The following is a 25235-nucleotide window of genomic DNA, read 5'->3' on the forward strand; positions in this document are numbered from 1 at the left end:
GGTCGCGTAGACGCGTCGGAGTCACCGGTATGGGTATGTTGTCGCCACTGCGCCCGGATGTGCCAAGCAGCTGGCAGGGCATTCTGGCTGGCCGCAGTGGCATTGGTCTGATCGAACACACCGACCTTTCTGCCTATTCCACCCGTTTTGGCGGCTCGGTAAAGGGCTTCAATGTCGAGGAATACCTGTCGGTCAAGGAAGCTCGCAAGCTCGACCTGTTCATTCAATACGGTCTGGCCGCAGGGTTTCAGGCTGTGCGCAACTCCGGTCTGGAAGTCACTGACGCCAACCGTGAGCGCATCGGTGTGGCCATGGGTTCGGGTATTGGCGGTCTGACCAATATCGAAGAAACCAGCCGCACACTGCATGATTCCGGCCCTCGTCGAATTTCACCGTTCTTCGTGCCTGGCTCGATCATCAATATGATTTCCGGTTTCCTGTCCATCCACCTGGGTGCACAGGGGCCTAACTACGCCATCGCCACTGCGTGTACCACCGGTACGCACTGCATCGGCATGGCGGCCCGCAACATCATGTACGACGAAGCCGACGTGATGATTGCCGGCGGCGCCGAGATGGCTGCTTGCGGTCTGGGCATGGGTGGCTTTGGTGCCTCCCGCGCACTGTCGACCCGCAACGACGAGCCGACCCGCGCCAGCCGTCCATGGGACAAGGGCCGTGATGGCTTCGTCCTGTCCGACGGCGCCGGTGCGCTGGTGCTTGAAGAGCTGGAGCACGCCAAGGCCCGTGGCGCGACCATCTACGCCGAGCTGATTGGCTTTGGCACTAGTGGCGATGCTTATCACATGACTTCGCCTCCCGCCGATGGCGCCGGTGCTGCACGTTGCATCACCAATGCCTTGCGCGATGCCAAGATCAATGGCGATCAGGTGCAGTACATCAACGCCCACGGCACGTCGACCTCGGCCGGCGACCTCGCCGAAGCCTGTGCGATCAAGTCGGTGTTCGGCGATCACGCCTACAAACTGGCGGTCAGTTCGACCAAGTCCATGACCGGCCACCTGTTGGGTGCGGCGGGCGCGGTCGAGGCGATCTTCAGTGTGCTGGCGATCAACAGCCAGGTGGCGCCGCCGACCATCAACCTCGATGAGCCGGACGAAGGCTGCGACCTCGACTTCGTGCCGCACACTGCGCGCAACATGGATATCGATGTGGTGCTGTCCAACTCCTTCGGGTTTGGCGGGACCAACGGCTCGCTGGTGTTCCGCCGGTTCGCTGACTGATGGACAGCTGGGTCGACGGTCAGCCGGCTGACGCTCTGTCGCTGAAGGATCGCGGCCTGGCTTACGGTGATGGTCTGTTCGAGACCATTGCTGTGCGAGGCGGGCAACCGTTGTTGCTGGACCGGCATTTGTCGCGTCTGGCGCAAGGTTGCTCACGCTTGGCGATCACTGCTGATCAGGAACTGGTCCGCAGCGAGCTGCAGACCTATGCCGCCGCACTGGGCGAGGGCGTGCTCAAGCTCATCCTCACTCGCGGTGACAGCTTGCGCGGTTATGCCCCCGATCCTTCGGCCCAGGCCCGACGCATTCTGCAAGGCAATCCTCCCGCTGCTTATCCTGTTGTCCATGCGGAGCAGGGCGTTCGTTTGTTCCCTTGCACCACACGACTTTCCAAACAACCACTGCTCGCCGGGCTCAAACACTTGAACCGTCTTGAGCAAGTGCTTGCGCGTGCCGAATGGCAAGACACCGAACACGCTGAAGGCTTGATGCTCGATCAGGTCGGTCGCGTCATCGAAGGTGTCTTCAGTAACGTGTTCCTGGTGCGCGATGGTGTGCTAATCACCGCCGATCTGAAGCGCTGCGGCGTGGCCGGCGTGATGCGTGCCGAATTATTGTTTCAGGCTGAGTCATTGGGGATCCCCACGCAAATCACCGACATCAGCCTCGATCAGCTGCAATGGGCCGACGAGGTCTTCGTCTGCAACAGCGTGTATGGCATTTGGCCGGTGCGCGCCTATGCAGCACTGAGCTGGTCGGTTGGCCCGCTCACCCGTAAACTCCAAACCATTGCCCGCGCGCTACTGGATGCTTGATACGTGAGACGTAAACTCTTGCTGCTGCTGGAAACCGGTCTGGTTCTGGCAGGGCTGCTGTCCGCTGCTTCGGCCTGGAAAATCCATTCGGCGCTGGAACAGCCGCTGAATATCACCCAGGAAGAACTGCTGGAAGTGCCCAAGGGCACGACACCGACCCGCACTTTCTATCGACTCGAAACCGATGGCGTCATCAAGGACGCCTTCTGGTTGCGCGTCTATTGGCGCTTCAACCTTTCCGCCACGCCGATCCACAGCGGTGAATACCGCATGCTGCCGGGGATGACTGTCGACGGTCTGATCGACCTGTGGAGGCGTGGCGAAGTGGTGCAGTACAGCGTGACGCTGGTCGAAGGCTGGAATTTCCATCAGGTCCGCGCGGCACTGGCCAAGGATGACAAGCTCAAGCAAACCCTGACTGGCCTGAGCGACACCCAAGTGATGGACAAGCTGGGTCACAGCGGGATTTTCCCTGAGGGCCGCTTCTTCCCGGACACTTACAGCTTCGTGCGCGGCATGACCGATGCCGAATTGCTGAAAAAAGCCTATGAGCGCCTCGATGAGGTGTTGGCCAAGGAATGGGAAAAACGTGCCGCTGATGCGCCGTACACCGAACCCTATCAGGCGCTGATCATGGCCTCGCTGGTGGAGAAGGAAACCGGCGTGCCGCAGGAGCGCGGGCAAATCGCTGGCGTGTTTGTGCGGCGGATGGCGATGGGCATGATGCTGCAGACCGATCCGACGGTGATCTACGGTCTGGGTGATCGCTATACCGGCAAGTTGACCCGCGCCCACCTCAAGGAAGCGACGCCGTATAACACTTACATGATCTCCGGCTTGCCGCCGACACCGATTGCGATGGTCGGTCGTGAGGCGATCCATGCGGCACTGAACCCGGTGGCCGGCAACAGCTTGTATTTTGTGGCGCGCGGCGACGGCAGCCATGTGTTCTCGGATGACCTGGATGCCCATAACTCGGCAGTGCGCGAGTTTCAGCTCAAGCGTCGTGCGGATTACCGCTCCAGCCCGGCACCGGCCAACGCTCCGGTGACGCCGGAAGCCGAGACGCCGATTCCCGCAGCTTCACCTGACACCGCACCTGAAGCGGTGCCACAAGTGCCGGCGCAAGAGCCGCCTCCCGCACCTGAGCCAACGACTGCGCGTGAAGCTGTACCGCCAACGCCGGCGCAAGAACCCGCAGCCGAACCGGATGCGTCGACGCCGACACCGCAAAGCTCGCAATGACACTGATTAAGGACTGCCTGTGACTGGCTTGTTTATTACCCTGGAAGGCCCGGAAGGCGCCGGCAAGAGCACCAATCGCGAATACCTGGCCGAGCGCCTGCGCGCCGCCGGTATCGAAGTGCTGCTGACCCGCGAGCCGGGCGGTACGCCGTTGGCCGAGCGCATTCGCGAAGTGCTGCTGGCCCCGGTGGATGAAGTCATGAACCCCGACACCGAGCTGCTGCTAGTGTTCGCCGCCCGCGCCCAGCATCTGGCGGAGGTGATTCGCCCGGCGCTGGCCCGTGGCGCGGTGGTGTTGTGCGATCGCTTCACCGATTCGACCTACGCCTATCAGGGCGGCGGTCGAGGTTTGTCGCTGGAGCGCATCGCGACTCTGGAAACCTTTGTCCAAGGCGACTTGCGCCCGGACCTGACACTGATTTTCGATCTGCCGGTGGAAGTCGGCCTGGCCCGCGCCAGTGCTCGCGGTCGGCTGGATCGCTTCGAGCTCGAAGGCCGAGCCTTTTTCGATGCCGTGCGCAGTGCCTTTCTCAAGCGCGCTGAAGCGGATCCGGCGCGTTATGTGCTGGTGGATGCCGCCCAGCCGCTGCCACAAGTCCAGCAGTCCCTGGATGCGTTGCTCCCGCGTTTGCTGGAGTTGACCCGTGGCTGAGGCCTATCCATGGCAGGACGAGCTCTGGCAGCAACTGGCGGGGCGCAAGCAGCATGCCCACGCCTATTTGCTGCATGGCCCGGCCGGCATCGGTAAACGTGCGTTGGCCGAGCGGTTGATGGCGCATTTACTGTGCCAGCGTCCGACCGCCCAGGATGCCTGCGGCGAGTGCAAGTCTTGCCTGTTGCTCAAGGCCGGCAGTCACCCCGACAACTACATCCTGGAGCCTGAAGAAGCGGACAAGGCGATCAAGGTCGACCAAGTGCGCGATCTGGTCAGCTTCGTGGTGCAGACCGCACAGATGGGCGGGCGCAAAGTGGTGCTGATCGAGCCGGTCGAGTCGATGAACGTCAACGCCGCCAACGCCTTGCTCAAAAGTCTTGAAGAACCGTCCGGCGATACCGTGTTGCTGCTGGTCAGCCACCAGACCAGCCGTTTGTTGCCCACGATCAAGAGCCGCTGCCAGCAGCAGGCTTGTCCGCTGCCCAGCGAGGCGATGAGCCTGGCGTGGTTGGCGACGGCGTTGCCGGATTGCTCGCAGGAAGAGCGCGTCGAGTTGCTGACGTTGGCTGCTGGTTCGCCATTGGGCGCGGTCAAGTTGCAGAATCAGGGCGTACGCGAGCAGCGGATCTTGGTGGTCGAAGGCGTAAAGCAACTGCTCAAGCAGCAGAAGTCGCCGACCCAGCTGGCCGAGGAATGGAAAAGCATTCCGCAATTGCTGCTGTTTGACTGGTTCTGTGACTGGTCGAGCCTGATCCTGCGCTATCAGTTGACCAAGGATGAAGAAGGCCTGGGCCTGATGGATATGCGCAAGGTCATTCAATACCTGGCGCAGAAGTCCGGGCAGGACAAAGTCCTGAATATTCAGGACTGGATCCTTGCCCAGCGTCAGAAGGTCATGAGCAAGGCCAACCTGAATCCGGCGTTGCTGCTTGAGGCGCTGCTGGTGCAATGGGTGTCTTTGCCGGGCCAGAAGTGACTAGACTCTGAGCATCCGCAGTGGAGGTCAGCATGAATGAACCCGTCAACACCGGGCCGCGTAACGGTATTTTGTCCCTGACCATCAAGGACAAGTCCGTGCTGTATGCAGCCTACATGCCGTTCATCAAGAACGGCGGCCTGTTCATCCCGACCAACAAAAGCTACAAGTTGGGCGATGAGGTGTTCATGTTGCTGAACCTGATGGACGAGGCTGAAAAGATTCCGGTCGCCGGCAAAGTCACTTGGATCACGCCCAAAGGCGCCCAGGGTAACCGCGCCGCCGGAGTTGGCGTGCAGTTCAACGACGGTGATAACACCGCCCGCAGTCGAATCGAAACCCATCTGGCCGGAGCACTGAAATCCGACCGTCCCACTCATACGATGTAAGTTGCAGCCCTTTTATGCTCGTAGATTCCCATTGCCACCTTGACCGCCTCGACCTTGCCGCCCATGACGGCTCCCTGGATGCCGCACTCGATGCAGCACGCCAGCGCGGGGTCGGGCACTTTCTGTGTATCGGCGTCAGCGTCGATAATGCCGCCGACGTCAAAGCCTTGGCCGAGCGTTATGACGACGTTGATTGTTCGGTCGGCGTGCATCCGCTGGATGTGCAGCCTGGTGCCGCGCCCGCGCTGGATTGGCTGTTGCAGGAGCTGAATCATCCACGCGTGGTGGCGATTGGTGAAACCGGCCTCGATTACCACTACGAACCGGAAGCGGCGGAGTTGCAGCAGGAATCTTTCCGCCTGCATCTGCAAGCCGCTCAACAAACCGGCAAACCGGTGATCATCCACACCCGTGGCGCTCGCGCTGATACCTTGAACCTGTTGCGCGAGGCTGCGTTGCCCCAGGCCGGTGTGCTGCATTGCTTCACCGAAGACTGGGACATGGCCAAGGCTGCACTGGACATGGGTTATTACATTTCCCTGTCCGGGATTGTCACCTTCCGCAATGCCGATGCGTTGCGCGACGTGGCGAGCAAAGTGCCAGCCGACCGTTTGTTGGTGGAAACTGATTCGCCATACCTGGCGCCGATCCCTTATCGCGGCAAACCGAACCTGCCGCAATATGTGCGGGAAGTGGCAGAGTTTCTGGCGATGCTGCGGGGGGAGTCCTATGAGCGATTTGCCGAGCAGACCACTGAGAATTTCAAGCGGTTGTTTCCGTTGGCGCATGTGAAATCAGCTTAGGATTCAGTGCCGCCTTCGCGAGCAAGCCCGCTCCCACAGGGTTGAATCGCAGGCAAAAAAAACCCGGGTTCTGGGGGGTGAATCCGGGTTAAGACCATTAGGAGTAAAACAAAGGCACGCGGTCCGTTGGTACCTATATCGACGCGGCACTTGGGGGAGATGCCTCGCCGACAGTTCAAGTATTGATCAGTATTGCGTCGACGCCAGTTTAGCCGCCCCGGTTTTTAAACAATTTTGGAATACGGCCGCTTCGGAAGAGTTCTCATCAACCGGCGACCTTGCGTGAAATCATCAAGAAACACAGATATGCTCGGATGATCCGTGCATTTTGGCGCAAGTTAGGCATAATACGCGGCTTCGAATTTTGACCCCTACAGACCTTTTCTTATGCATAAAGAACCTCGTAAGGTCCGTGAGTTTCGTCGCCGCGAGCAAGAAATTCTCGATACCGCGCTCAAGCTGTTCCTCGACCAAGGTGAAGACAGTGTCACCGTCGAGATGATTGCTGATGCCGTCGGTATCGGCAAAGGCACGATCTACAAGCACTTCAAATCCAAGGCCGAGATCTATCTGCGCCTGATGCTCGATTACGAGCGCGATTTGAACGAGCTGTTGCATTCCGCCGATGTCGACAAGGACAAGGAAGCCCTGTCCCGGGCCTACTTCGAATTCCGCATGCGCGATCCGCAACGCTATCGCTTGTTCGATCGCCTGGAAGAAAAGGTGGTCAAGGGCAACCAGGTGCCGGAGATGGTCGAGGAGCTGCACAAGATCCGTGCCTCGAACTTCGAACGCCTGACCCTGCTGATCAAGGGCCGGATCAGCGAAGGCAAGCTCGAAGACGTGCCGCCGTACTTCCACTACTGCGCGTCCTGGGCGCTGGTGCATGGCGCCGTGGCGCTGTATCACTCGCCGTTCTGGAGCAATGTGCTGGAAGATCAGGAAGGTTTCTTCCAGTTCCTGATGGACATCGGCGTACGCATGGGCAACAAGCGCAAGCGCGACACCGACACCCCAAGCAGCTGAGCCATTCAGCTGGCTGATTGCGCCATTATTTCGCTACATGGCGCAGTACCGCAGGAATATACTCAGGCTTAGGTATTGCTAAAACTTGATTTGTGAGTCAAGTTTTAGCGGTCTCGAAACTTCTTCTGCCGGAGTGATCAATGATCGTTGACCGTCAAGGCAGGCGTTTTCGCAATTTGCGGATCAGCCTGACCTCAGCCTGCAATTACGCGTGTACCTATTGCGTGCCGAACGGTAAGCGGCTGGTCGCTGCGCAGGATGAACTGTCGGCCGAGGCCATGGCGCGTGGCGTGGCGTATCTGATCGAAGCCGCCGGCATCGAACGGTTGCGCATCACCGGTGGCGAGCCGCTGGTCAGCCCCAAACTTGAAGCCTTCATGACGGCCGTCGGCAAGATGGGTCTGGAAGACATCAGTCTGACCACCAACGGCCAGTTGCTGGCGAAAAAACTGCCGCTGCTGGTGGATGCCGGTATCCGGCGCATCAACGTTTCCCTCGATACCCTGGACGCCAGCGCGTTCCGCAGCATTGCCCGTGGCGGCGATCTGGCGACGGTGCTCGACGGTATGGACCAGGCGTCGGCGGCCGGGATCAAGATCAAGGTCAATATGGTGCCGTTGCGCGGGCAGAACCTCGATCAGGTGATGCCGCTGCTCGATTACTGTCTGGAACGTGGCTATGAGCTGCGTTTTATCGAGCTGATGCGCATGGGCCACTTGGCCAGCGACAATAACGCCTTCCTGCAGCAGTTCGTCAGCCTTCAGCAGTTGCTAAGCCTGATCGGCGATCGTTACGAATACCTGCAAGCCAACGCCCCGGTGGATGCCACGGCGGTGCGCTACGAAATTCCGGGGCAGGGCTACTTCGGTGTCATTGCCAACGAAAGCGTGCCGTTCTGCCGGACGTGTTCGCGTCTGCGGCTTTCGTCCACGGGCTGGCTGCATGGCTGCCTGTCGTCGAGCAATCGCCACTATGTCGGCGATCTGCTGGACAAACCGCGTCATCAGGCGCTTCCGGCGTTGCAGCGTCTGCTGGTGAAAGCGCTGGGGGACAAGCAGGAAGTGGCGTTCTCCGGTGGTGCGACCATCATGAAAATTATCGGCGGCTGACCGGGCCTCTTCGCGGGCAAGCCTCGCTCCTACAGGGTTGATGTTTTTGTGCACAACACCAACCTGTAGGAGCGAGGCTTGCCCGCGAAAGCAATCTCCCGATCATTTAAAAAACCTCTGAATCACTGCAGTCCAGAGAGCTGGCGCGGAAGCTGCATTCAACGCCCATTCGCCGGTTTTCCGTCACCGGCTTCTGGAGGGTAGGATGCGTAGCCTGGTTTTGCTGCTGGCCGTTTTGGCGCTTGGTGGCTGCATGAATGTCAGCGACATGGGCGAAGGTGTTCGCTACCACATGAGCGACGCGGGGCTGCTGGATCACAGCAACAGTCAGCGCGTGAATAACTTCCGCATTCAGCCGGACTCCTTTATCTACATCGCCCAAGGCGCCTTCGCGCCACCGGGCAGCGCCTATCCACGCCCGAACGTGGTAGCGGAAGAAGCCTTCGACGGCTTTATCGAATACTTCCCGATGGTCCGCCGCGCCCGCGCGCCGGAAGGCCTCGATGCCGCCATGGGCGAAGCCCGCGCCGCCGGTGCGCATTACCTGCTCTACACACGGTTTGCCAAGGCTGACGACCGCATCGGCAACTCGGACGAATGGCTCGATCAGGAAGCCGTGGATCGCCTCGGTATCGACAGCGGCGTCATTCAGATCATGTTGATCGAGACCAGCACCCAGTATTTGATCGATACTGCACGGATCAAGAGTCGTGGCGGTTTACTGACGTTCCACGACACCAAGCCAGAAGACTTGCTGGGCCCGCCGCTGGAGCAATACGCTCGTAGCCTGTTGGGGCTCAGCGACCAGTAATTCAAAGGAGATCGCCATGAGTGGCCCGCAAAAAGCCAACGACCTGCTGGGGCAAATCCCCAAGACCAAAGGCTTGCCACCGGTCCACTTGTGGAACCCCGACTTCTGCGGCGACATCGACATGCGTATCGCCCGCGACGGCACTTGGTACTACCTGGGCACGCCGATCGGGCGCAAGCCGATGTTCAAGCTGTTCTCCACCATCATCCGCCGCGACGGCGATGATTACTTCCTGATCACCCCGGTCGAGAAAGTCGGGATCAAAGTCGATGACGCGCCGTTCGTGGCGATTGCCGTGGACGTCGAAGGCGAGGGCGAAGCTCAACTGCTGCGCTTCACCACCAACGTCGATGAGACGGCCGAGGCGGGCGCCGAACATCCCATTCGCGTGGTGATTGATCCCGTGACCCAGGAACCTGCGCCGTACGTGCACGTGCGAACCAACCTTGAAGCGCTGATCCACCGCAATGTGTTCTACCAATTGGTGGAACTGGCGGTGAGCCGTGAGATCGACGGGCAGCGCTGGTTAGGCGTGTGGAGTGGCGGGGAGTTCTTCCCAATCGGTCTCGAACCTTAATCAAATCCAAATGTGGGAGCGGGCTTGCTCGCGAAGAGGGAGTGTCAGGCGACGCAGATGTTGCCTGACACACCGCCTTCGCGAGCAAGCTCGCTCCCACATTGTTTTTGTGTGTTTCTCACAAAATTCAAATTGACACCCAATCGTATGATGATTAGCGTGGGCCTCCATCGCGAACGGTTTTTTGCCGTCCCTGCTTCGAGGTTTTCATGTCCAGCAGTTTTCATGCGTCGACGGTCGATTGGTTAGGTGGCTGGATAGCCGCCGGCCAGGTCAAGCCCGGCGAAACCATCAAGGTTGAAGCCGACCTGGGCGAACAGCTCGGGGTCAGCCGCACGGTGATTCGCGAAGCCATCAAGACCCTGGTCGCCAAGGGCATGCTCGAAGTCGGGCCGAAGGTCGGGACACGCGTGCTGCCGATAAAGCGTTGGAACCTGTTTGATCCGCAAGTCGTTGGTTGGCTGTCCCGCAGCGGCCTGCCGGAAAATTTCGTCGACGACTTGCTCGACCTGCGCCGCACCATCGAACCCATGGCCGTGCGCTGGGCCTGCGAGCGCGCCACCGTCGAACAGGTGCAAGCGATCCTCCAGGCCTACAACGCACTGGAGCGCGCCGTGGACAGCGGCATCGACTACAACCTCGCCGACCAGTTTTTCCACGAGTGCATCCTCGCCGCCAGCCACAATCAATTTATCGAACAAATGGTCCCGGCCCTCGGCGCACTGCTGGCGGTGTCGTTTGAAGTGTCTGCCGCCGACCCGGATGAACTCCGCCGCACGCTACCGATCCACAAAGACATGGCCGACGCCATCGCCGCCCGGGATGCCGCGCGGGGTGTGTGGGCCTGCATGACCCTGATCGACAACGCCGACTTGGCTATCAAGCGTTTCTACCCACAAGTCATGGCCGACAAAAAAGCCAGCTAACCACACCAATCCCTTGTAGGAGCGAGGCTTGCCCGCGAAGGCGTCGTCACATTCAACACTGATGTCACAGACCCATCGCCTTCGCGGGCAAGCCTCGCTCCTACATAGAAAAGCAATAAAGAAGGAGGTTTCATGACGTGGACTGCCGTGACCGAACACCGCGCCCAGCTCGGTGAAGGCCCGTTCTGGGATGCGCCTACCCAAGCGCTCTACTGGGTCGACATCGCCGGCAAGCAAGCGCTACGGCTGATCGGCAGCAACGTGCAGATCTGGCAGATGCCCGAGCACGTGTCCGCCTTCATCCCCTGCGAAAGCGGCGATGCGTTGGTGGCGATGAGCAGCGGCGTCTACCGACTGGATCTGGATTCCCCCGGCCTGGAACCGCGCCTGACCTTGCTCTGCGTCGCCGATCCGCAACCCGGCAATCGTCCCAATGAAGCCCGTTGCGATGCGCAAGGTCGGCTCTGGCTTGGCACCATGCAGAACAACATTGGCGAGAACGGCGAAGACTTGCCGATCGTGCGCCGCTCCGGTGGCCTGTTTCGCATTGATCGCGATGCCCGCGTCACGCCGCTGCTGCGAGGGCTGGGCATTCCCAACACCTTGTTGTGGAGCGACGACTCGACTCGCCTGTACTTCGCCGACAGCCTCGACCGCACGCTCTATCAACATTTCATCCGCACCGACGGTAGCCTCGACCCGGCGCAGGTTTGGTTCGGCCCGCACGAACGCGGCGGCCCCGACGGTTCGGCGATGGATGCACAGGGCTATCTATGGAACGCGCGGTGGGACGGCAGTTGTCTGCTTCGAATCAGCCCCGAAGGTCAGGTCGATCGGGTAATCGAATTGCCGGTCAGTCGCCCCACCAGCTGCGTGTTCGGCGGCGAAGACCTGCAAACCCTGTACATCACCAGCGCCGCCAGTCCGCTCAACCATCCACTGGACGGCGCGGTGCTGTCGATTCGGGTCGATGTGCCCGGAAAAACCTGTACGAGGTTTGCCGGATAAATCCCAAAATATGGGATGTAAAATTATATATTGAGATTATTTGACGGTCGGGTTTATAGTCGGCTCCATCAGTTACACGCACTCACACTTAAAAAAACAAAACAGGTGAAGTGATGCAGGGATTTTCTAAACAGTTTTTCGACCGGACATCGACAGATGCCCGGTTTTTGTCGTGCCTGAAAAAGGGAGCCGGGATTCATGGCTGAGCCTCTTTCCCTGCCGCCTGTGCCCGAGCCGCCGAAGGGCGAACGACTGAAAAACAAAGTCGTGCTGCTCACCGGCGCGGCTCAAGGCATCGGCGAAGCCATCGTTGCGACGTTTGCCTGCCAGCAAGCCAGGCTGATCATCAGCGACATCCAGGGCGAAAAAGTCGAGAAAGTCGCGGCCCACTGGCGCGACAAAGGTTTTGACGTGCAAGCGATCAAGGCTGATGTATCGAACCAGCAAGACCTGCACGCCATGGCCAGATTGGCCGTCGAACGCCACGGCCGCATCGATGTGCTGGTTAACTGCGCCGGGGTCAATGTGTTCCGTGATCCTCTGGAAATGACCGAGGAAGACTGGCGCCGCTGCTTCGCTATTGACCTCGACGGCGCTTGGTTCGGCTGCAAAGCCGTGTTGCCGCAGATGATCGAGCAGGGCATCGGCAGCATCATCAACATCGCCTCGACCCATTCTTCCCACATTATTCCCGGCTGCTTTCCGTACCCGGTGGCCAAGCACGGTTTACTCGGCCTGACCCGTGCCCTCGGCATCGAGTACGCGCCGAAGGGCATTCGCGTCAACGCCATCGCGCCGGGCTACATCGAAACCCAACTGAACGTCGATTACTGGAACGGTTTTGCCGACCCCCAGGCCGAACGTCAGCGGGCCTTTGATCTGCATCCGCCGCGCCGCATCGGGCAGCCGATGGAAGTGGCGATGACGGCTGTTTTCCTGGCCAGTGATGAAGCGCCGTTCATCAATGCGTCATGCATCACCATCGATGGTGGGCGCTCGGTCATGTACCACGACTGAGCACATCGGGTTTCAGGCGCGGAACTCCGTCCGAAATCCAATCATCATACGATATGACTTTTGGCTACACGCTTGATCGCTGCATCGGTTTTCAAAATAACGCTCAAAAAAAATAACAAGGAGTCAGCTTATGAATCGTCGTCCTGGGATCCGTTCCCTGTGCTGTGCCGCTTTGGCGGTCACGGCGGTCAGCCTGAGCAGTTCGCTGCTGGCGGCCGAGCAAGTGAAAATCGGTTTTCTGGTCAAGCAGGCTGAAGAGCCCTGGTTCCAGACCGAATGGGCCTTCGCCGAAAAGGCCGGCAAGGATAAAGGCTTCACCGTGATCAAGATCGCCGTGCCTGACGGTGAGAAAACCCTGTCTGCCATCGACAGCCTGGCGGCCAACGGCGCCAAAGGCTTCGTGATCTGCCCGCCAGACGTTGGCCTCGGCCCGGCCATCGTCGCCAAGGCCAAAGCCAACGGCTTGAAAGTGATGACTGTCGATGACCGTTTCGTCGATGCCAACGGCAAGTTCATGGAAGACGTGCCGTACCTCGGCATGGCCGCGTTTGAAGTCGGCCAGAAACAAGGCACCGCCATGGCCACCGAAGCGAAGAAACGCGGCTGGGACTGGAAAGAAACCTACGCCGTGATCAACACCTTCAACGAACTCGACACTGGCAAGAAACGCACCGACGGTTCGGCCAAGGCCCTGGAAGATGCCGGTTTCCCTAAAGACCACATCCTCTTCACCGCGCAGAAAACCCTCGACGTACCGGGCAGCATGGACGCCACCAACTCGGCCCTGGTGAAACTGCCAAGCGGCGCGAAAAACCTGATCATCGGCGGCATGAACGACAACACTGTGCTGGGCGGCGTGCGCGCCACCGAAAGCGCCGGGTTTACCGCCGCCAACGTGATCGGCATCGGCATCAACGGCACCGACGCCATCGGCGAACTGAAAAAGCCTAACAGCGGTTTCTTCGGCTCGATGCTGCCAAGCCCGCACATCGAGGGCTACAACACTGCCGCGATGATGTACGAGTGGGTCACCACCGGCAAAGAACCGCCGAAATACACCGCCATGGACGACGTGACGCTGATCACTCGCGAGAACTTCAAGCAGGAACTGGAAAAGATCGGCCTGTGGAATTGAAGGCCGGTTGATTTCATCGGCGGCCCTGGCGACGGGGCTGCCTGATCTGTGTGATGAGGTGGTTATGCAAGCGCAAACACAAACACAAGAACACGTCGGCGGCAGCTTGCGCTTCAACGGGATCGGCAAAACCTTTCCCGGGGTGAAGGCGCTGGACGGCATCAGCTTCGTCGCGCATCCGGGGCAGGTGCATGCCTTGATGGGCGAGAACGGCGCCGGCAAATCGACATTGCTGAAAATCCTCGGCGGCGCGTACATCCCGAGCAGCGGCGACCTGCAGATCGGCGAACGGACGATGGCCTTCAAGTCCACCGCCGACAGCATCGCCAGCCGCGTCGCGGTGATCCACCAGGAGCTGCATCTGGTCCCGGAAATGACCGTCGCGGAGAACCTGTTCCTCGGGCACCTGCCGGCCAGTTTCGGCCTGATCAATCGCAGCACCTTGCGCCAGCAAGCGTTGGCCTGCCTCAAGGGCCTGGCGGATGAAATCGATCCGCAAGAAAAAGTCGGGCGCCTGTCCCTCGGTCAGCGTCAACTGGTGGAAATCGCCAAGGCTTTGTCCCGTGGCGCGCATGTGATTGCGTTCGACGAACCGACCAGCAGCCTCTCGGCGCGGGAGATCGATCGCTTGATGGCGATCATCGGTCGCCTGCGGGACGAAGGCAAAGTGGTGCTCTACGTCTCCCATCGCATGGAAGAAGTGTTCCGCATCTGCAACGCGGTGACGGTGTTCAAGGACGGCCGTTTCGTGCGCACCTTTGAGAACATGAGCGAACTGACCCACGACCAATTGGTGACGTGCATGGTCGGTCGCGATATCCAGGACATTTACGATTACCGCCCGCGTCAACGTGGCGCGGTGGCGCTGAAGGTCGACGGTCTGCTCGGGCCGGGCCTGCGTGAGCCGGTGAGTTTCGAGGTGCATAAAGGCGAAATCCTCGGGCTGTTCGGTTTGGTCGGGGCAGGGCGCACCGAGCTGTTCCGCATGCTCAGCGGCCTGACCCGCAATACCGCCGGACGCCTGGAGCTGCGCGGCCATGAACTGAAACTGCGCTCACCGCGCGATGCGATTGCCGCCGGGGTTCTGCTGTGTCCAGAGGACCGCAAGAAGGAGGGCATCATGCCGCTCTCCAGCGTTGCCGAGAACATCAACATCAGCGCGCGCAAGTCCCATTCCACCTTCGGTTGCCTGTTGCGCGGCCTGTGGGAAAAGGGCAACGCCGACAAGCAGATCGCCGCGCTGAAAGTGAAGACGCCGAGCGCGTCGCAGAAAATCATGTACCTGTCCGGCGGCAATCAGCAGAAGGCGATTCTCGGTCGCTGGCTGTCGATGCCGATGAAAGTCCTGCTGCTCGACGAGCCGACTCGCGGCATCGATATCGGCGCCAAGGCCGAGATCTACCAGATCATCCATAACCTTGCGGCCAGTGGCATTGCGGTGATCGTGGTGTCCAGCGACTTGATGGAAGTCATGGGCATTTCCGACCGCATCCTGGTGCTGTGCGAAGGCGCGATGCGCGGCGAACTGTCCCGCGACGAGGCCAATGAATCCAACCTGCTGCAACTGGCTTTGCCGCGCCAACGCGCTGACGGCGTGGCGAACTGAGAGGTAATTATGATGACTATCCAAAACAACGCTCTGCCTACCCAGCGCAAACCCCTGGACCTGCGGCGTTTTCTTGATGACTGGGTCATGCTGCTGGCGGCCATCGCCATCTTCGTCGCCTGCACCTTGCTGATCGACAACTTCCTCTCGCCACTGAACATGCGCGGCTTGGGTCTGGCGATTTCCACCACCGGGATCGCCGCGTGCACCATGTTGTATTGCCTGGCGTCCGGGCACTTCGACTTGTCGGTGGGTTCGGTGATTGCCTGCGCCGGTGTGGTCGCGGCGGTGGTGATGCGTGACACCGACAGCGTGTTCCTCGGCGTCGCGGCGGCGCTGTTCATGGGGCTGATTGTTGGGTTGATCAACGGGATCGTGATCGCCAAATTGCGCGTCAATGCCTTGATCACCACGTTGGCGACCATGCAGATCGTGCGTGGCCTGGCGTACATTTTTGCCAACGGCAAAGCGGTGGGCGTGTCCCAGGAACAATTCTTCGTGTTCGGCAACGGCCAGTTGTTCGGCGTGCCGGTGCCGATCCTGATTACCATCGTGTGCTTCCTGTTTTTCGGCTGGCTGCTGAACTACACCACCTACGGGCGCAACACCATGGCCATCGGCGGTAACCAGGAAGCGGCGTTGCTGGCCGGGGTCAACGTGGACCGGACCAAGATCATTATCTTCGCCGTGCACGGTTTGATCGGCGCGTTGGCCGGGGTGATCCTGGCGTCGCGCATGACCTCGGGCCAGCCGATGATCGGCCAGGGTTTTGAACTGACCGTGATTTCGGCGTGTGTGTTGGGCGGGGTGTCGTTGAGCGGCGGGATCGGCATGATCCGGCACGTGATTGCCGGGGTGTTGATTCTGGCGATCATCGAGAACGCGATGAACCTGAAGAACATTGATACGTTTTATCAGTATGTGATTCGCGGTTCGATTCTGTTGCTGGCGGTCGTGATTGACCGTCTGAAACAGCGCTGAGATTTTTGTTGATCTGACTGACGCCTTCGCGGGCAAGCCTCGCTCCTACGGGTTGTGTGTCGTGCGCAAATTTTGCGACTGACATTTAACCTGTAGGAGCGAGGCTTGCCCGCGAAGGCTTTGTACCTGACACCCCCCATTCCGCGCATCGCCTTAGCCACCTCCCGTCACCTCCCGAAAAATATCCCTTGCTCGCCCGACCCTGTTTCGGTTATCACTTTGTACATGATTAGACAGGTTCGATTTGACAAGAAACAACGGGTGGTCGACGAGCTCATCCGGCGCATCGAAAGCGGCCTCATGGAGGACGGCTTTCTGTTGCCGGGCGAGCATCAGTTGGCTCAAGAATTCAAGGTCAGCCGCGGCACGCTGCGTGAAGCCCTGGCCGAACTGAAGAGGCGCAACTACATCGCCACGCAAAGCGGAGTCGGCTCTATCGTCACCTTCGACGGTGTGGTGCTCGATCAGCGCAGCGGCTGGGCCCAGGCCCTCGCGGACAGCGGGGCGCTGGTCAACACCGAAGTGCTGCGGCTGGAGGCGATCAGTCGTCCTGACCTGCTGTCGCGCTTCGGCACCGACAAATTCATCACCCTCGACCGTCGCCGCCGGGCCAATGACGGCACGCTGGTGTCCCTTGAACGTTCATTGATGCCCGCCACCGGAGGCCTGGAAAGCTTGCCGCGAGTGGGGCTGATCGACAACTCGTTGACCATCACCCTGGCCGCCTACGGTTACATCGGCGAACGCGGTGACCAGTGGATCGGCGCCGAGCCGCTGAACGCCGAAGATGCCGAATTGCTCGGTCGTCCGCTCGGCACGGTATTCCTCAAGGCCCTGCGCACTACGTATGACCGTCAGGGCCGGTTCATGGAACAGGTCGAAAGTTTGCTCGACCCCGTACATTTCCGTCTGCACCTGCAATTTGGAGAGTCAAAGTGACCGCGCTCAATCGTGCCTTGGGCGCGTTCTATGGTTTGGCCCTGGGCGATGCCCTTGGCATGCCGACCCAATCCCTGAGTCGTGCCGAGATCAAGGCGCGCTTTGGCGAAATCACCGACCTGGAAGATGCCGGCCCCGATCAACCGATCGCCGCCAACATGCCCAAGGGCTCGATCACCGATGACACTGAACAGGCGATCCTGGTCGGTCAGTTGCTGATCGAAGGCGAAGGCTGGATCGAACCTTCGATGCTCGCTCAACGGCTGATCGAATGGGAAGCCGAGATGCAGGCCAAGGGCTCGCAGGATTTGCTCGGCCCATCGACCAAACGCGCGATCGAGATGATCCTCGCCGGTCATTCGCCGGAAGAAGCGGGTCGCTACGGCACTACCAATGGCGCGGCGATGCGTATTACGCCGGTCGGGATCGCAGCGGATGTCGCCGATCCGGAACGCTTCATCAGGGCAGTCGTGCAGGCCTGCCAGGTTACCCACAACACCACGTTGGGGATCTCCAGCGCGGCGGCGGTGGCGGCGGTGGTCTCGGCCGGGATCAACGGCATGGACCTCGGCGAGGCTTTGAACCTGGGCATGCAAATTGCCCAGCAAGCGGAAGGTCACGGTCACTGGGTTGCGGGTGGACGCATTGCCTCGCGGATCAGTTGGGCGAGGACCATCAGAATCGACAGCGACAAGGCCTTGCTGGCCGACTTGCTCTACGACGTGATCGGCACGTCGGTGGCTTCGCAGGAGTCGGTGGTGGTGTCGTTTGCCCTGGCCCAGCAAGTGGCCATCGGTGAGATGAGCGCCTTCGACGCCGTGTGCATGGCCGCGAGCCTGGGTGGCGACACCGACACCATCGCGGCAATTCTCGGCGCGATGCTCGGGGCTTGCCTGGGGCTGGAGAGTTGGCCAGCGGCGATGATCGAAAAGATCAAAACCGTGAATGGTCTGGAGCTGGAATCGTTGGTGCAGGGGCTGTTGGCTCTGCGCTGATTGGGCTGACGCCTTCGCGAGCAGGCTCGCTCCCACAGGGAATCTATGTCGTTCACAGATCCAGTGTGGGAGCGAGCCTGCTCGCGAAGGGCGCACCACCTACCTTAATTTTCACCCGCAACGGAAAGCACGAATACGGCCAGGACGGCCGGGATGTTATGTCGACTTCCGAAACTGCCCACAACCAAAACAATGGCAACAGGAGCATCCATCATGAGTTCATCGAACGCCGGGCCAAGCGCCGGGCAACTGGAAACCCGTGGCATCGAACCGGTCCCGGAAAGCGAATGCAACGGTCATCCGCTGCAACTGTTCTGGGTCTGGTTCGCCGCCAACATCTCGATCCTCGGCCTGCCGTTGGGCGCGACCCTCGTGGCCTTTCGCGGCCTGGCGATCTGGCAGGCGATCATCGTCGCGATCCTCGGTGCTGCCGGTTCGTTCGCGGTGGTCGGGATCATCTCCATCGCCGGCCGTCGTGGTCGCGCACCGAGCCTGACCCTGTCTCGAGCGATCTTCGGCGTTCGCGGCAACATCGGCCCGACCGTGGTCTCGCTGATGTCGCGCCTGGGTTGGGAAACCGTCAACACCACCACCGCAGCCTTCGTGTTGCTCTCTTTGTGCTCGATCCTGTTCGGCTCGCCGGTGGAAGCGAAAAGCGCTCCCGTCTTGACGCTGATCTTCATCGCGATTTTCGTCCTGCTGACCCTGTCGGTGTCCGGCCTCGGCCACGCCACGTTGCTGGTGATCCAGAAGTGGGCGACCTACGTGTTCGGCGCGCTGAACATCCTGGTCGGCGGTTTTCTTTGCGCCACCATCGACTGGAGCGCAGTGTTCAACGCCACGCCGGCACCGCTGAGCGCCATGATCATCGGCGTCGGCACCATGGCTGCCGGCACCGGGATCGGTTGGGCCAACGCCGGTGCCGACATGTCGCGCTACCAGCACAAGAGCGTCAAAGCCGTGCGCCTGGTGGCCTCGGCGGCGTTCGGTGCGGGGATTCCGCTGGTGTTGCTGATCACCCTCGGCGGCCTGCTGTCGGTGGGCAACAACGACCTGGCCCAGGCCACAGACCCGATCATCGCAATCCGCGACATGCTGCCGACCTGGATGGCCGTGCCATACCTGATCACTGCATTCGGCGGGCTGCTGCTGTCGAATAACCTGTCGGTGTACTCCGCCGGTTTGACCACGTTGACCCTCGGTTTGAAGGTCCCTCGGGTCTACGCGGTGGTGGTCGATATCGTCGCGATCTTCGCTGGTTCGATCTACTTCATGCTGATTGCCGATAGCTTCTACGGCCCGTTCATCACCTTCATTTCCCTGTTGGCGGTGCCGATCACCGCGTGGGTCGGGATCTTCGTGGTCGACTTGATTCATCGTCATTACTACAGCCCCAAAGACCTGCTGGACGTCAGCCCGAGCAGCGCCTATTGGTATCGCGGCGGCGTCGAATGGCGTGCTTTCGGCGCGTGGGCATTTGCGATCGTGCTGGGTTTCAGCTTCACCACCATCGGCACCACCGCCGAAAACGTCTGGTTCCGCGGCTTCCTGTCCGACTCGTATCTGGGGCATAACGGCCTCGGCTGGATCGTGACCTTCCTGGTCGCCGGCGGGATTTACTTTGTACTCGGCGGGGCCAAGGATCGTCGTGCTGCAATGATCGAGAATGCTCATGCCTAAGATGTTGCATACCGGCCAGGTCATCATCGACCTGGTCATGGCCGTGGACAAACTGCCCCAGGCCGGCGGCGACGTGCTGGCGCAATCCGCCAGTTTCGAGGCCGGCGGTGGCTTCAATGTGATGGCGGCTGCTCAGCGTAATGGCTTGTCGGTGGTCTATCTCGGCCGTCATGGCTCCGGCCGTTTCGGCGATTTGGCCCGAGAAGCGATGAAGGCTGAAGGCATCCGAATTGGCATCGCCCACAAAGCCGAGCGCGATACGGGTTTGTGCGTCGCGGTGACCGACGCTTCGGCCGAACGTAGTTTCATTTCCTACATCGGCGCTGAAGGTGATGTGAGCGTTGAAGACCTGGCGAGTGTGCCGGCGGAGGCGGGCGATTATGTCTACGTCAGCGGCTACAGCCTGTTGCATGTCGGTAAGGCTCAGGCGCTGGTGGACTGGGTGCTGGCGTTGCCGAAAGGGATCAACGTGATTTTCGATCCGGGTCCGTTGGTGGATTCGCCGGATGAGCCGTTGATGAAAGCGCTGCTGGCGCGGATTGATGTGTGGACCAGCAACGGTGTCGAGGCGCTGCGGTTTACCGGGGCGTCGGACATTGCCGAGGCGCTGGATCGGTTGGTCGAGCATCTGCCGGCCGATGTGTTGATGGTGGTTCGCGATGGGCCGCAGGGTTGCTGGATCAGCCGGCGTGGCGAGCGTCAGCATGTGCCGGGGTTCAAGGTTGATGCGGTGGACAGTAACGGCGCCGGGGATGCGCACGCCGGAGTGTTTGTGGCCGGGTTGGCGCACGGGTTGCCGGTGGTTGAGGCGGCGCGGCGAGCGAATGCGGCGGCTGCATTGGCGGTTACTCGGTGGGGGCCGGCGACATCGCCGGGGACGGCTGAGGTGGATGCGTTGATTCGTGAGACGTTTGGCGGCTGATCCGACGCTTTCGCGGGCAAGCCTCGCTCCTACAGTTGATCGGTGACTCAGGCCGATCAGCTGTGGTGATGCCAGCAGGCTATTTGCTATCCGGTGTGAAAATTCGCACAATGCGCGCCCCAGGAAGGGGAAGCGTCTGACAACCTGTCAGGCCAGTTTCGTACGCTCAAGGAGAGAGTCCCTCGTTGCAAAACCTCCCGTTGAACACCCCCCGGCAAGCCATGCATGGCCCGCCGCGTTTTTTTATGGAAGATCAAAAATGAACTACCGGATGATGATTGGCGCGACATTGGTCGCCGCCTCTGCGATGCTCGCTGGCTGTGGCGACAAGCCCGACGCGACCGCCAGTGCCCAGCCGAGCCAAAGCGCCGCTGAACAGCAGCAGATCGAGAAATACAACCAGTACGTCGATGTTGCCAACAGCCTGACCACGTCTTTCCAGGAAGCTCGGGAAAACTATGTGACGCAACAGATGCCGCTGTTGCAGGGTAAGGAAGCGCCGACCTCGATGCGTATCGAGAATGACATCCTCGTGGATCGCTCGGCGACGCAGCTGGATGCCGCTGCTGCCATCGACACTCCGATTGTCGAAATCGATGCCGCCGCCAAGGACTTTTCCGCTGCGCTCAAAGTGTTGTCCCCGTTGAGCCACGAGCTGAACAACTACGCCAACTCCAAAGGTTACCTGGCCGACAATGGCGACAAGGCGCGTCAGTTGAGCAAGGATTACGTGGCTGCGCTGACCTTGGTCGCGCAGAAAGAACAGGCGTTCTACAAAGGGCTGAGCGATCGCGATCAGGCGCTGACCAAAGAGGCGTTCGACAAGGCGCCTAAAGACACCGCGGCTTACTATCGCGCCGGGGTGATCTACTACGGCAAAGTCAACAATGCCGATGCGAACGTATTGTTCGCCGCACCGAATGACCCGAAAGCATTGGACGCTTTCGAAAAATCCCTGGCGCAGGTCGCGGATGCCGCGGCGGGTTGGGACAAGAAAGTCACCGAGCAATCGGCCAAGTCCGGCAAGAGCTGCAACGGCGGCATGCTGGAGATCAATGATTTCCTGGGTCAGTCCCGCTCGCTGGTCAAAGACATCAAGGACGGCGTGTTCAAGCGTGAAGAAACCGGCATCATGGCGCGCATGAGCAGCTCGAACATCGTTAACTCGGCTAACCGCTACAACAGCAAATACTCGAACGTGATTGACCGGTTCAATCACCCGCTGTGCTGAGCAGGTCTCAAGACATCTGGTGTCTGATCTGACGTCTTCGCGGGCAAGCCTCGCTCCTACAGGTTTACGCAATCCCCTGTAGGAGCGAGGCTTGCCCGCGAAGGGTCCCTCAAATTCAAAACAAGTCCCGAGCGCTAGCCCGCCTTGCGCAACGCCTCAATCAACGCCTGCTTCGATGTGCTCGGCCTTGCGCTTTTGCTCGGCGGTGTATTGGTCTTCGCTTCCACGAGGCATGGGATTTCTCCTGGCTTCACGAATGTAAAAAGGATCGCAGCCTGCGATGCATGGCGTGCATCCGAAGACTGCGATCCTTTGATCTTGCTGCGGTTAAACGTCCAGCTTACGCGCCGCTTCAACCCCCGCCGCGCTGAGTTTTATCGGCAGGTTCAGCGAATGCTCGCCGGCCTCGTTGCAACTGACATGGCCATGCTGGATCAACCCGCGATCCTGCAAAGCGGCGAGGGTACTGGCCACGACTTTCTCCCCCCGGTAATTGTCCAGGACCTCCTTGCCCAAACCACTTGGGTGGGCGTGCAACAGGCGGGTCAGGACTTCATGTTCCAGGTTTTTATCGACGTTCATGGTTACCTCTTTCATGGATGTGGATAGGGTGTTGCGTCGCTCGCGTGGGCGAACTATTTACCGGCACCTTCGGAGTCCGAACCACCGGTGGTGGTTTTCGAGCTAGTGCCGCTGCCGGCGTTATCGGGTGTCTGGTTGTCCGGCGTATTCATTCCGCCCTGACGGCCAGTGTCACTGCCTTGCAACCGTGGATCGGTGCCAGTGGCAGGCGGCAGACTGCTGTCGATGCCCGAGCCGTTGGTGTTCATGCCGGGAGCACTCTGGATGGCAGGGGCCTTGGGTTTTTCGACCGGGTCGGTCGGGCCGGTGCCGGTCGCCGTAGTGGCGGCGAGGGCCGAGGTGGACAACAGGGCAGCGAGAGCGAGGGTCGTCAGGCGGGACATGATCATGGTGTCGTCTCCAGATTATTAGAGTCCTTACCTGATATTGGTCCGCCCCCGATTTGGATTGGTGCCTGATTAACGACGAACGGTTCAGGCCTGTTGCAGGTTTTTGGCGATGGCTTTGCGCCAGACCAGCCGGCCCACGGTGATAAACCAGTTCAACGCGGCGATCAGCAAAACTGTAAACAATAATGTCGCCATCCCGTATTCGACGATGATCTTCCCGGCCAGCAGCGGAAAACCGAACACACCGATAAAGTAAGACAGGCTAAACAGCAGCAAGGCTTGCGCCGTGGTACCGCTTGGCGCTTCGTTCGCCGCCAGGCCGTTGATCACCGAATACGTCAGGCCGTAGCCGACGCCGAGCATGATCGCCGCGAGTAGATAGGTGAAGCTGCTGTCGACCATGAAGCTGAACATTATGATCGAGCCCATCATCAGCCCTGACAGCAGGCAGGACGCGCGGAACGGATCACGCTTGACTACGAAGCTGGCGATCAACATCCGGCTGCTAATGGCCGCGCCCATGAAGCCGAAGAAAAACAGCGAGTAATCCAGTGAGCGGGATGCGGCATAGCTGGTCTGGAAACTCGACAACCCGCCGAACACGCAGCCGCCGAGGCCGACCATGATGATCGGGAACAGCGCTTTGGACGACAGCACTTGGGCCGTTGCGCGCCAGGAAATTCGCGATATGGCCGTCGAGTTCGTGTGTGCCTGTTTGAGTTGCGAATCCAGCCGCCAGAACAGTAAAACGCCGATCAGACTCGCCAATGCCGCCAGGTAAAATGCGGCCGTCACCGGATAGCCCAGGGCGCTGGCGGCGCGGCCCAGCAATGGACCGCTGCCAATCCCGGTCATCATGCTGCCCGACAGCAGCGCAAAGTATTTGGCCCGTTGGGCCGGCGTCACCAGGCTCGCCACGATGATCGGTCCCAGGGTGTAGAACACCCCCCAACCGAGGCCCAGCAACAGTCCGAAAAACAACAGCAGGTTGCCGAAGCCCGGCGTCAGCGCAAAACCCAGGCTCGCGGCCACCAGCAAAATGCCGAACAGCGCGATGGAACGGGCCGCGCCGAGCACATCAGACAGGTGCCCGGAGACGACTACCGCCGCAAAGGTGCTGAGCATCGCCGCCGAAATCACGCTGCCGGCGTCATGCTCGTTGCCGCCTCGCGAACCGATCAGCAGCGAGAGCAAGAACGTCGAGCCGTAGGACAGCGACAGCAGATAACTGGCGAGGCAAAACAGGCCAAACAACTTGCTTGAGACCTGGGGCGGCGCGGTAGACATGAGGCGGTTCCTTGACCCGATAGACGTGCGGTTTATCTATCTACCATGGGAGGCGTCGCCGTTAGGTCCGAGGTTGTCGATTCCAGGGTTAGTGCTGACCGGAGTAAGGGCTTTCAGCCAACGCCGATTTCTTCCTTGAACAACTCCATGAAGCCCTTGAGCCGTTGATGGCGAATCTGTGCGAAGTGTTGGCCCGTGGTGGTCTGGAAACCGTCCGCGAGGTGCAGCAGCTTGGTCTGGAAATGATCGAGGCAGAAGCGCTTGTCGTCGTAGTCCCGAGACTTGGCTTCCGGGTCCTGAGGGTCGTACAGCGCACTGCCCATGCGCCCGGCGATGTAGAACGTTCGCGCAACGCCAAGCATGCCAAGGGAGTCGAGACGGTCGGCGTCCTGCATGATCCGGGCTTCGAGGGTAGTCGGGGTGATGTTGGCGGAAAAACTGTGGGCTTCGATGGCGTGGGCGACGGCGGCGATTTTTGCGTCGGGCCAATTCAGGGACGTCAGTAGTGTTGCCGCTTTGTCCGCCGCCAGTCGTGAGGCTTGGGAGCGCAGTGGCGAGTTCTTCTCCACTGCCACGCAGTCATGTAACAGCACCGTCGCCAGCAGCACCTCCAGATCTCCGCCTTCTTGCGCCTGAAGCGTGCGCACGTTGTGCCACACCCGCTGCAAGTGCGACAGGTCGTGGGCTCCGTCTTCCGAGGGTTCCAGGGCGTGGGGCAGCAGGGTTTCGGCGAGAGGTTGCAGTGGGGCGAAAGCGGTGGCGCTCATAAACATCCTTTGTGTCGTGCACAGTCCAATGTGGGAGCGGGCTTGCTCGCGAAGGCGACGTGTCAGTCGATATCGTTGCTGGCTGACTAACCGCCTTCGCAAGCAAGCCCGCTCCCACAC

The 25235-nt window shown here is 60.3% G+C and carries 26 protein-coding genes; 22 read left to right on the top strand and 4 right to left on the bottom strand.

All coding sequences use genetic code 11. The annotated features are described in order from the left end of the window. The 22 genes from fabF to ACIOYV_RS26535 all read left to right on the top strand — a co-directional run. Nucleotides 1-1244, top strand: a 1244-nt coding sequence (gene fabF, locus ACIOYV_RS26430; RefSeq protein ID WP_401328412.1) for a beta-ketoacyl-ACP synthase II, incomplete at its 5' end; no start/stop codon positions are given. Beyond that, on the top strand, nt 1244-2059 hold the full coding sequence (gene pabC, locus ACIOYV_RS26435; protein WP_265040269.1) for an aminodeoxychorismate lyase: 816 nt from the start codon (nt 1244-1246) through the stop codon (nt 2057-2059). The genes fabF and pabC, both read left to right, overlap by 1 nt. 3 nt (nt 2060-2062) lie before the next feature. Next, nucleotides 2063-3304, top strand: coding sequence for an endolytic transglycosylase MltG (mltG, locus tag ACIOYV_RS26440; RefSeq protein ID WP_401328416.1), 1242 nt, complete (start codon nt 2063-2065; stop codon nt 3302-3304). A gap of 19 nt (nt 3305-3323) precedes the next feature. Beyond that, nucleotides 3324-3956: a dTMP kinase gene (tmk, locus tag ACIOYV_RS26445; protein ID WP_054051783.1), complete on the top strand. Its 633-nt coding sequence runs from the start codon at nt 3324-3326 to the stop codon at nt 3954-3956. After that, on the top strand, nt 3949-4935 hold the full coding sequence (locus ACIOYV_RS26450) for a DNA polymerase III subunit delta' (protein ID WP_401328419.1): 987 nt from the start codon (nt 3949-3951) through the stop codon (nt 4933-4935). The genes tmk and ACIOYV_RS26450 overlap by 8 nt, the downstream gene beginning before the upstream one ends. 32 nt (nt 4936-4967) lie before the next feature. After that, the gene (locus ACIOYV_RS26455) at nt 4968-5324 is read left to right on the top strand and encodes a PilZ domain-containing protein (RefSeq protein WP_054051788.1); all 357 of its coding nucleotides are present in this window, start codon (nt 4968-4970) and stop codon (nt 5322-5324) included. Nucleotides 5325-5338: 14 nt separating this feature from the next. Beyond that, a complete protein-coding gene (locus tag ACIOYV_RS26460) occupies nt 5339-6127 on the top strand; it encodes a TatD family hydrolase (RefSeq protein ID WP_290028856.1) in 789 nt (262 codons plus the stop codon). Between the two features lie 387 nt (nt 6128-6514). Next, a complete protein-coding gene (locus ACIOYV_RS26465) occupies nt 6515-7153 on the top strand; it encodes a TetR/AcrR family transcriptional regulator (protein WP_008152317.1) in 639 nt (212 codons plus the stop codon). Nucleotides 7154-7293: 140 nt separating this feature from the next. After that, nucleotides 7294-8262 carry a GTP 3',8-cyclase MoaA gene (locus ACIOYV_RS26470; RefSeq protein WP_163913043.1) on the top strand — a complete coding sequence of 323 codons (969 nt, stop codon included), beginning with the start codon at nt 7294-7296 and terminating at the stop codon, nt 8260-8262. Nucleotides 8263-8467: 205 nt separating this feature from the next. Beyond that, the gene (locus ACIOYV_RS26475) at nt 8468-9073 is read left to right on the top strand and encodes a DUF4823 domain-containing protein (RefSeq protein WP_054613866.1); all 606 of its coding nucleotides are present in this window, start codon (nt 8468-8470) and stop codon (nt 9071-9073) included. A 16-nt stretch (nt 9074-9089) separates the two neighbouring features. Next, nucleotides 9090-9650 (top strand): DUF1285 domain-containing protein, encoded by a 561-nt coding sequence (locus ACIOYV_RS26480; RefSeq protein WP_401328426.1) that lies wholly within the window; start codon nt 9090-9092, stop codon nt 9648-9650. A gap of 209 nt (nt 9651-9859) precedes the next feature. Beyond that, complete coding sequence (locus tag ACIOYV_RS26485; protein ID WP_054052212.1) at nt 9860-10576, top strand: FadR/GntR family transcriptional regulator; 717 nt, start codon at nt 9860-9862, stop codon at nt 10574-10576. 132 nt (nt 10577-10708) lie between these two features. Continuing rightward, nucleotides 10709-11584, top strand: coding sequence for an SMP-30/gluconolactonase/LRE family protein (locus ACIOYV_RS26490; RefSeq protein ID WP_265040245.1), 876 nt, complete (start codon nt 10709-10711; stop codon nt 11582-11584). Nucleotides 11585-11782: 198 nt separating this feature from the next. Next, a complete protein-coding gene (locus ACIOYV_RS26495) occupies nt 11783-12601 on the top strand; it encodes an SDR family oxidoreductase (RefSeq protein ID WP_265040244.1) in 819 nt (272 codons plus the stop codon). Nucleotides 12602-12731: 130 nt separating this feature from the next. Beyond that, entirely contained in the window at nt 12732-13736 is a 1005-nt protein-coding gene (locus tag ACIOYV_RS26500) for a substrate-binding domain-containing protein (protein WP_054051801.1), read from the top strand. 64 nt (nt 13737-13800) lie between these two features. Then, nucleotides 13801-15342: an L-arabinose ABC transporter ATP-binding protein AraG gene (araG, locus tag ACIOYV_RS26505; RefSeq protein ID WP_054051803.1), complete on the top strand. Its 1542-nt coding sequence runs from the start codon at nt 13801-13803 to the stop codon at nt 15340-15342. 12 nt (nt 15343-15354) lie between these two features. Beyond that, on the top strand, nt 15355-16323 hold the full coding sequence (gene araH, locus ACIOYV_RS26510; protein ID WP_054052214.1) for an L-arabinose ABC transporter permease AraH: 969 nt from the start codon (nt 15355-15357) through the stop codon (nt 16321-16323). Between the two features lie 225 nt (nt 16324-16548). Continuing rightward, nucleotides 16549-17262: a GntR family transcriptional regulator gene (locus ACIOYV_RS26515; protein WP_213939951.1), complete on the top strand. Its 714-nt coding sequence runs from the start codon at nt 16549-16551 to the stop codon at nt 17260-17262. After that, nucleotides 17259-18257, top strand: a complete 999-nt coding sequence (locus tag ACIOYV_RS26520) for an ADP-ribosylglycohydrolase family protein (protein WP_401328435.1) — start codon at nt 17259-17261, stop codon at nt 18255-18257. Before ACIOYV_RS26515 ends, ACIOYV_RS26520 begins: the two co-directional genes overlap by 4 nt. 213 nt (nt 18258-18470) lie before the next feature. Continuing rightward, the gene (locus tag ACIOYV_RS26525; RefSeq protein ID WP_163913058.1) at nt 18471-19937 is read left to right on the top strand and encodes a cytosine permease; all 1467 of its coding nucleotides are present in this window, start codon (nt 18471-18473) and stop codon (nt 19935-19937) included. Further along, entirely contained in the window at nt 19930-20859 is a 930-nt protein-coding gene (locus ACIOYV_RS26530; protein ID WP_401328438.1) for a PfkB family carbohydrate kinase, read from the top strand. Before ACIOYV_RS26525 ends, ACIOYV_RS26530 begins: the two co-directional genes overlap by 8 nt. A gap of 259 nt (nt 20860-21118) precedes the next feature. Continuing rightward, nucleotides 21119-22090 (top strand): DUF3829 domain-containing protein, encoded by a 972-nt coding sequence (locus ACIOYV_RS26535; RefSeq protein ID WP_401328441.1) that lies wholly within the window; start codon nt 21119-21121, stop codon nt 22088-22090. A 327-nt stretch (nt 22091-22417) separates the two neighbouring features. Here ACIOYV_RS26535 and ACIOYV_RS26540 read toward each other — a convergent pair whose 3' ends face one another. From ACIOYV_RS26540 to ACIOYV_RS26555, 4 genes are all read right to left on the bottom strand, one after another. Continuing rightward, the gene (locus ACIOYV_RS26540) at nt 22418-22672 is read right to left on the bottom strand and encodes a hypothetical protein (RefSeq protein ID WP_054051813.1); all 255 of its coding nucleotides are present in this window, start codon (nt 22670-22672) and stop codon (nt 22418-22420) included. A gap of 53 nt (nt 22673-22725) precedes the next feature. After that, nucleotides 22726-23061 carry a hypothetical protein gene (locus tag ACIOYV_RS26545; protein WP_401328444.1) on the bottom strand — a complete coding sequence of 112 codons (336 nt, stop codon included), beginning with the start codon at nt 23059-23061 and terminating at the stop codon, nt 22726-22728. Nucleotides 23062-23145: 84 nt separating this feature from the next. Then, entirely contained in the window at nt 23146-24348 is a 1203-nt protein-coding gene (locus ACIOYV_RS26550) for an MFS transporter (RefSeq protein WP_401328447.1), read from the bottom strand. A 113-nt stretch (nt 24349-24461) separates the two neighbouring features. After that, a complete protein-coding gene (locus tag ACIOYV_RS26555) occupies nt 24462-25115 on the bottom strand; it encodes an HD domain-containing protein (RefSeq protein ID WP_401328450.1) in 654 nt (217 codons plus the stop codon). Nucleotides 25116-25235: the final 120 nt, after the last annotated feature.

It is taken from the genome of Pseudomonas sp. NPDC087342, from assembly GCF_044744265.1.
In the GTDB taxonomy this organism is placed as follows: domain Bacteria; phylum Pseudomonadota; class Gammaproteobacteria; order Pseudomonadales; family Pseudomonadaceae; genus Aquipseudomonas; species Aquipseudomonas nunensis.

What these genes read in the sequence shown, in the direction of transcription:
- ACIOYV_RS26525 (WP_163913058.1), top strand. Translation starts at nt 18,471, where the DNA reads ATGAGTTCATCGAACGCCGGGCCAAGCGCCGGGCAACTGGAAACCCGT.
- ACIOYV_RS26465 (WP_008152317.1), top strand. Translation starts at nt 6,515, where the DNA reads ATGCATAAAGAACCTCGTAAGGTCCGTGAGTTTCGTCGCCGCGAGCAA.
- ACIOYV_RS26545 (WP_401328444.1), bottom strand. Translation starts at nt 23,061, where the DNA reads ATGATCATGTCCCGCCTGACGACCCTCGCTCTCGCTGCCCTGTTGTCC.
- ACIOYV_RS26500 (WP_054051801.1), top strand. Translation starts at nt 12,732, where the DNA reads ATGAATCGTCGTCCTGGGATCCGTTCCCTGTGCTGTGCCGCTTTGGCG.
- ACIOYV_RS26480 (WP_401328426.1), top strand. Translation starts at nt 9,090, where the DNA reads ATGAGTGGCCCGCAAAAAGCCAACGACCTGCTGGGGCAAATCCCCAAG.
- ACIOYV_RS26540 (WP_054051813.1), bottom strand. Translation starts at nt 22,672, where the DNA reads ATGAACGTCGATAAAAACCTGGAACATGAAGTCCTGACCCGCCTGTTG.
- ACIOYV_RS26550 (WP_401328447.1), bottom strand. Translation starts at nt 24,348, where the DNA reads ATGTCTACCGCGCCGCCCCAGGTCTCAAGCAAGTTGTTTGGCCTGTTT.
- ACIOYV_RS26490 (WP_265040245.1), top strand. Translation starts at nt 10,709, where the DNA reads ATGACGTGGACTGCCGTGACCGAACACCGCGCCCAGCTCGGTGAAGGC.
- ACIOYV_RS26485 (WP_054052212.1), top strand. Translation starts at nt 9,860, where the DNA reads ATGTCCAGCAGTTTTCATGCGTCGACGGTCGATTGGTTAGGTGGCTGG.
- araG (WP_054051803.1), top strand. Translation starts at nt 13,801, where the DNA reads ATGCAAGCGCAAACACAAACACAAGAACACGTCGGCGGCAGCTTGCGC.
- ACIOYV_RS26455 (WP_054051788.1), top strand. Translation starts at nt 4,968, where the DNA reads ATGAATGAACCCGTCAACACCGGGCCGCGTAACGGTATTTTGTCCCTG.
- pabC (WP_265040269.1), top strand. Translation starts at nt 1,244, where the DNA reads ATGGACAGCTGGGTCGACGGTCAGCCGGCTGACGCTCTGTCGCTGAAG.
- ACIOYV_RS26535 (WP_401328441.1), top strand. Translation starts at nt 21,119, where the DNA reads ATGAACTACCGGATGATGATTGGCGCGACATTGGTCGCCGCCTCTGCG.
- ACIOYV_RS26475 (WP_054613866.1), top strand. Translation starts at nt 8,468, where the DNA reads ATGCGTAGCCTGGTTTTGCTGCTGGCCGTTTTGGCGCTTGGTGGCTGC.
- araH (WP_054052214.1), top strand. Translation starts at nt 15,355, where the DNA reads ATGACTATCCAAAACAACGCTCTGCCTACCCAGCGCAAACCCCTGGAC.
- ACIOYV_RS26515 (WP_213939951.1), top strand. Translation starts at nt 16,549, where the DNA reads ATGATTAGACAGGTTCGATTTGACAAGAAACAACGGGTGGTCGACGAG.
- ACIOYV_RS26495 (WP_265040244.1), top strand. Translation starts at nt 11,783, where the DNA reads ATGGCTGAGCCTCTTTCCCTGCCGCCTGTGCCCGAGCCGCCGAAGGGC.
- ACIOYV_RS26460 (WP_290028856.1), top strand. Translation starts at nt 5,339, where the DNA reads ATGCTCGTAGATTCCCATTGCCACCTTGACCGCCTCGACCTTGCCGCC.
- ACIOYV_RS26530 (WP_401328438.1), top strand. Translation starts at nt 19,930, where the DNA reads ATGCCTAAGATGTTGCATACCGGCCAGGTCATCATCGACCTGGTCATG.
- ACIOYV_RS26470 (WP_163913043.1), top strand. Translation starts at nt 7,294, where the DNA reads ATGATCGTTGACCGTCAAGGCAGGCGTTTTCGCAATTTGCGGATCAGC.
- ACIOYV_RS26555 (WP_401328450.1), bottom strand. Translation starts at nt 25,115, where the DNA reads ATGAGCGCCACCGCTTTCGCCCCACTGCAACCTCTCGCCGAAACCCTG.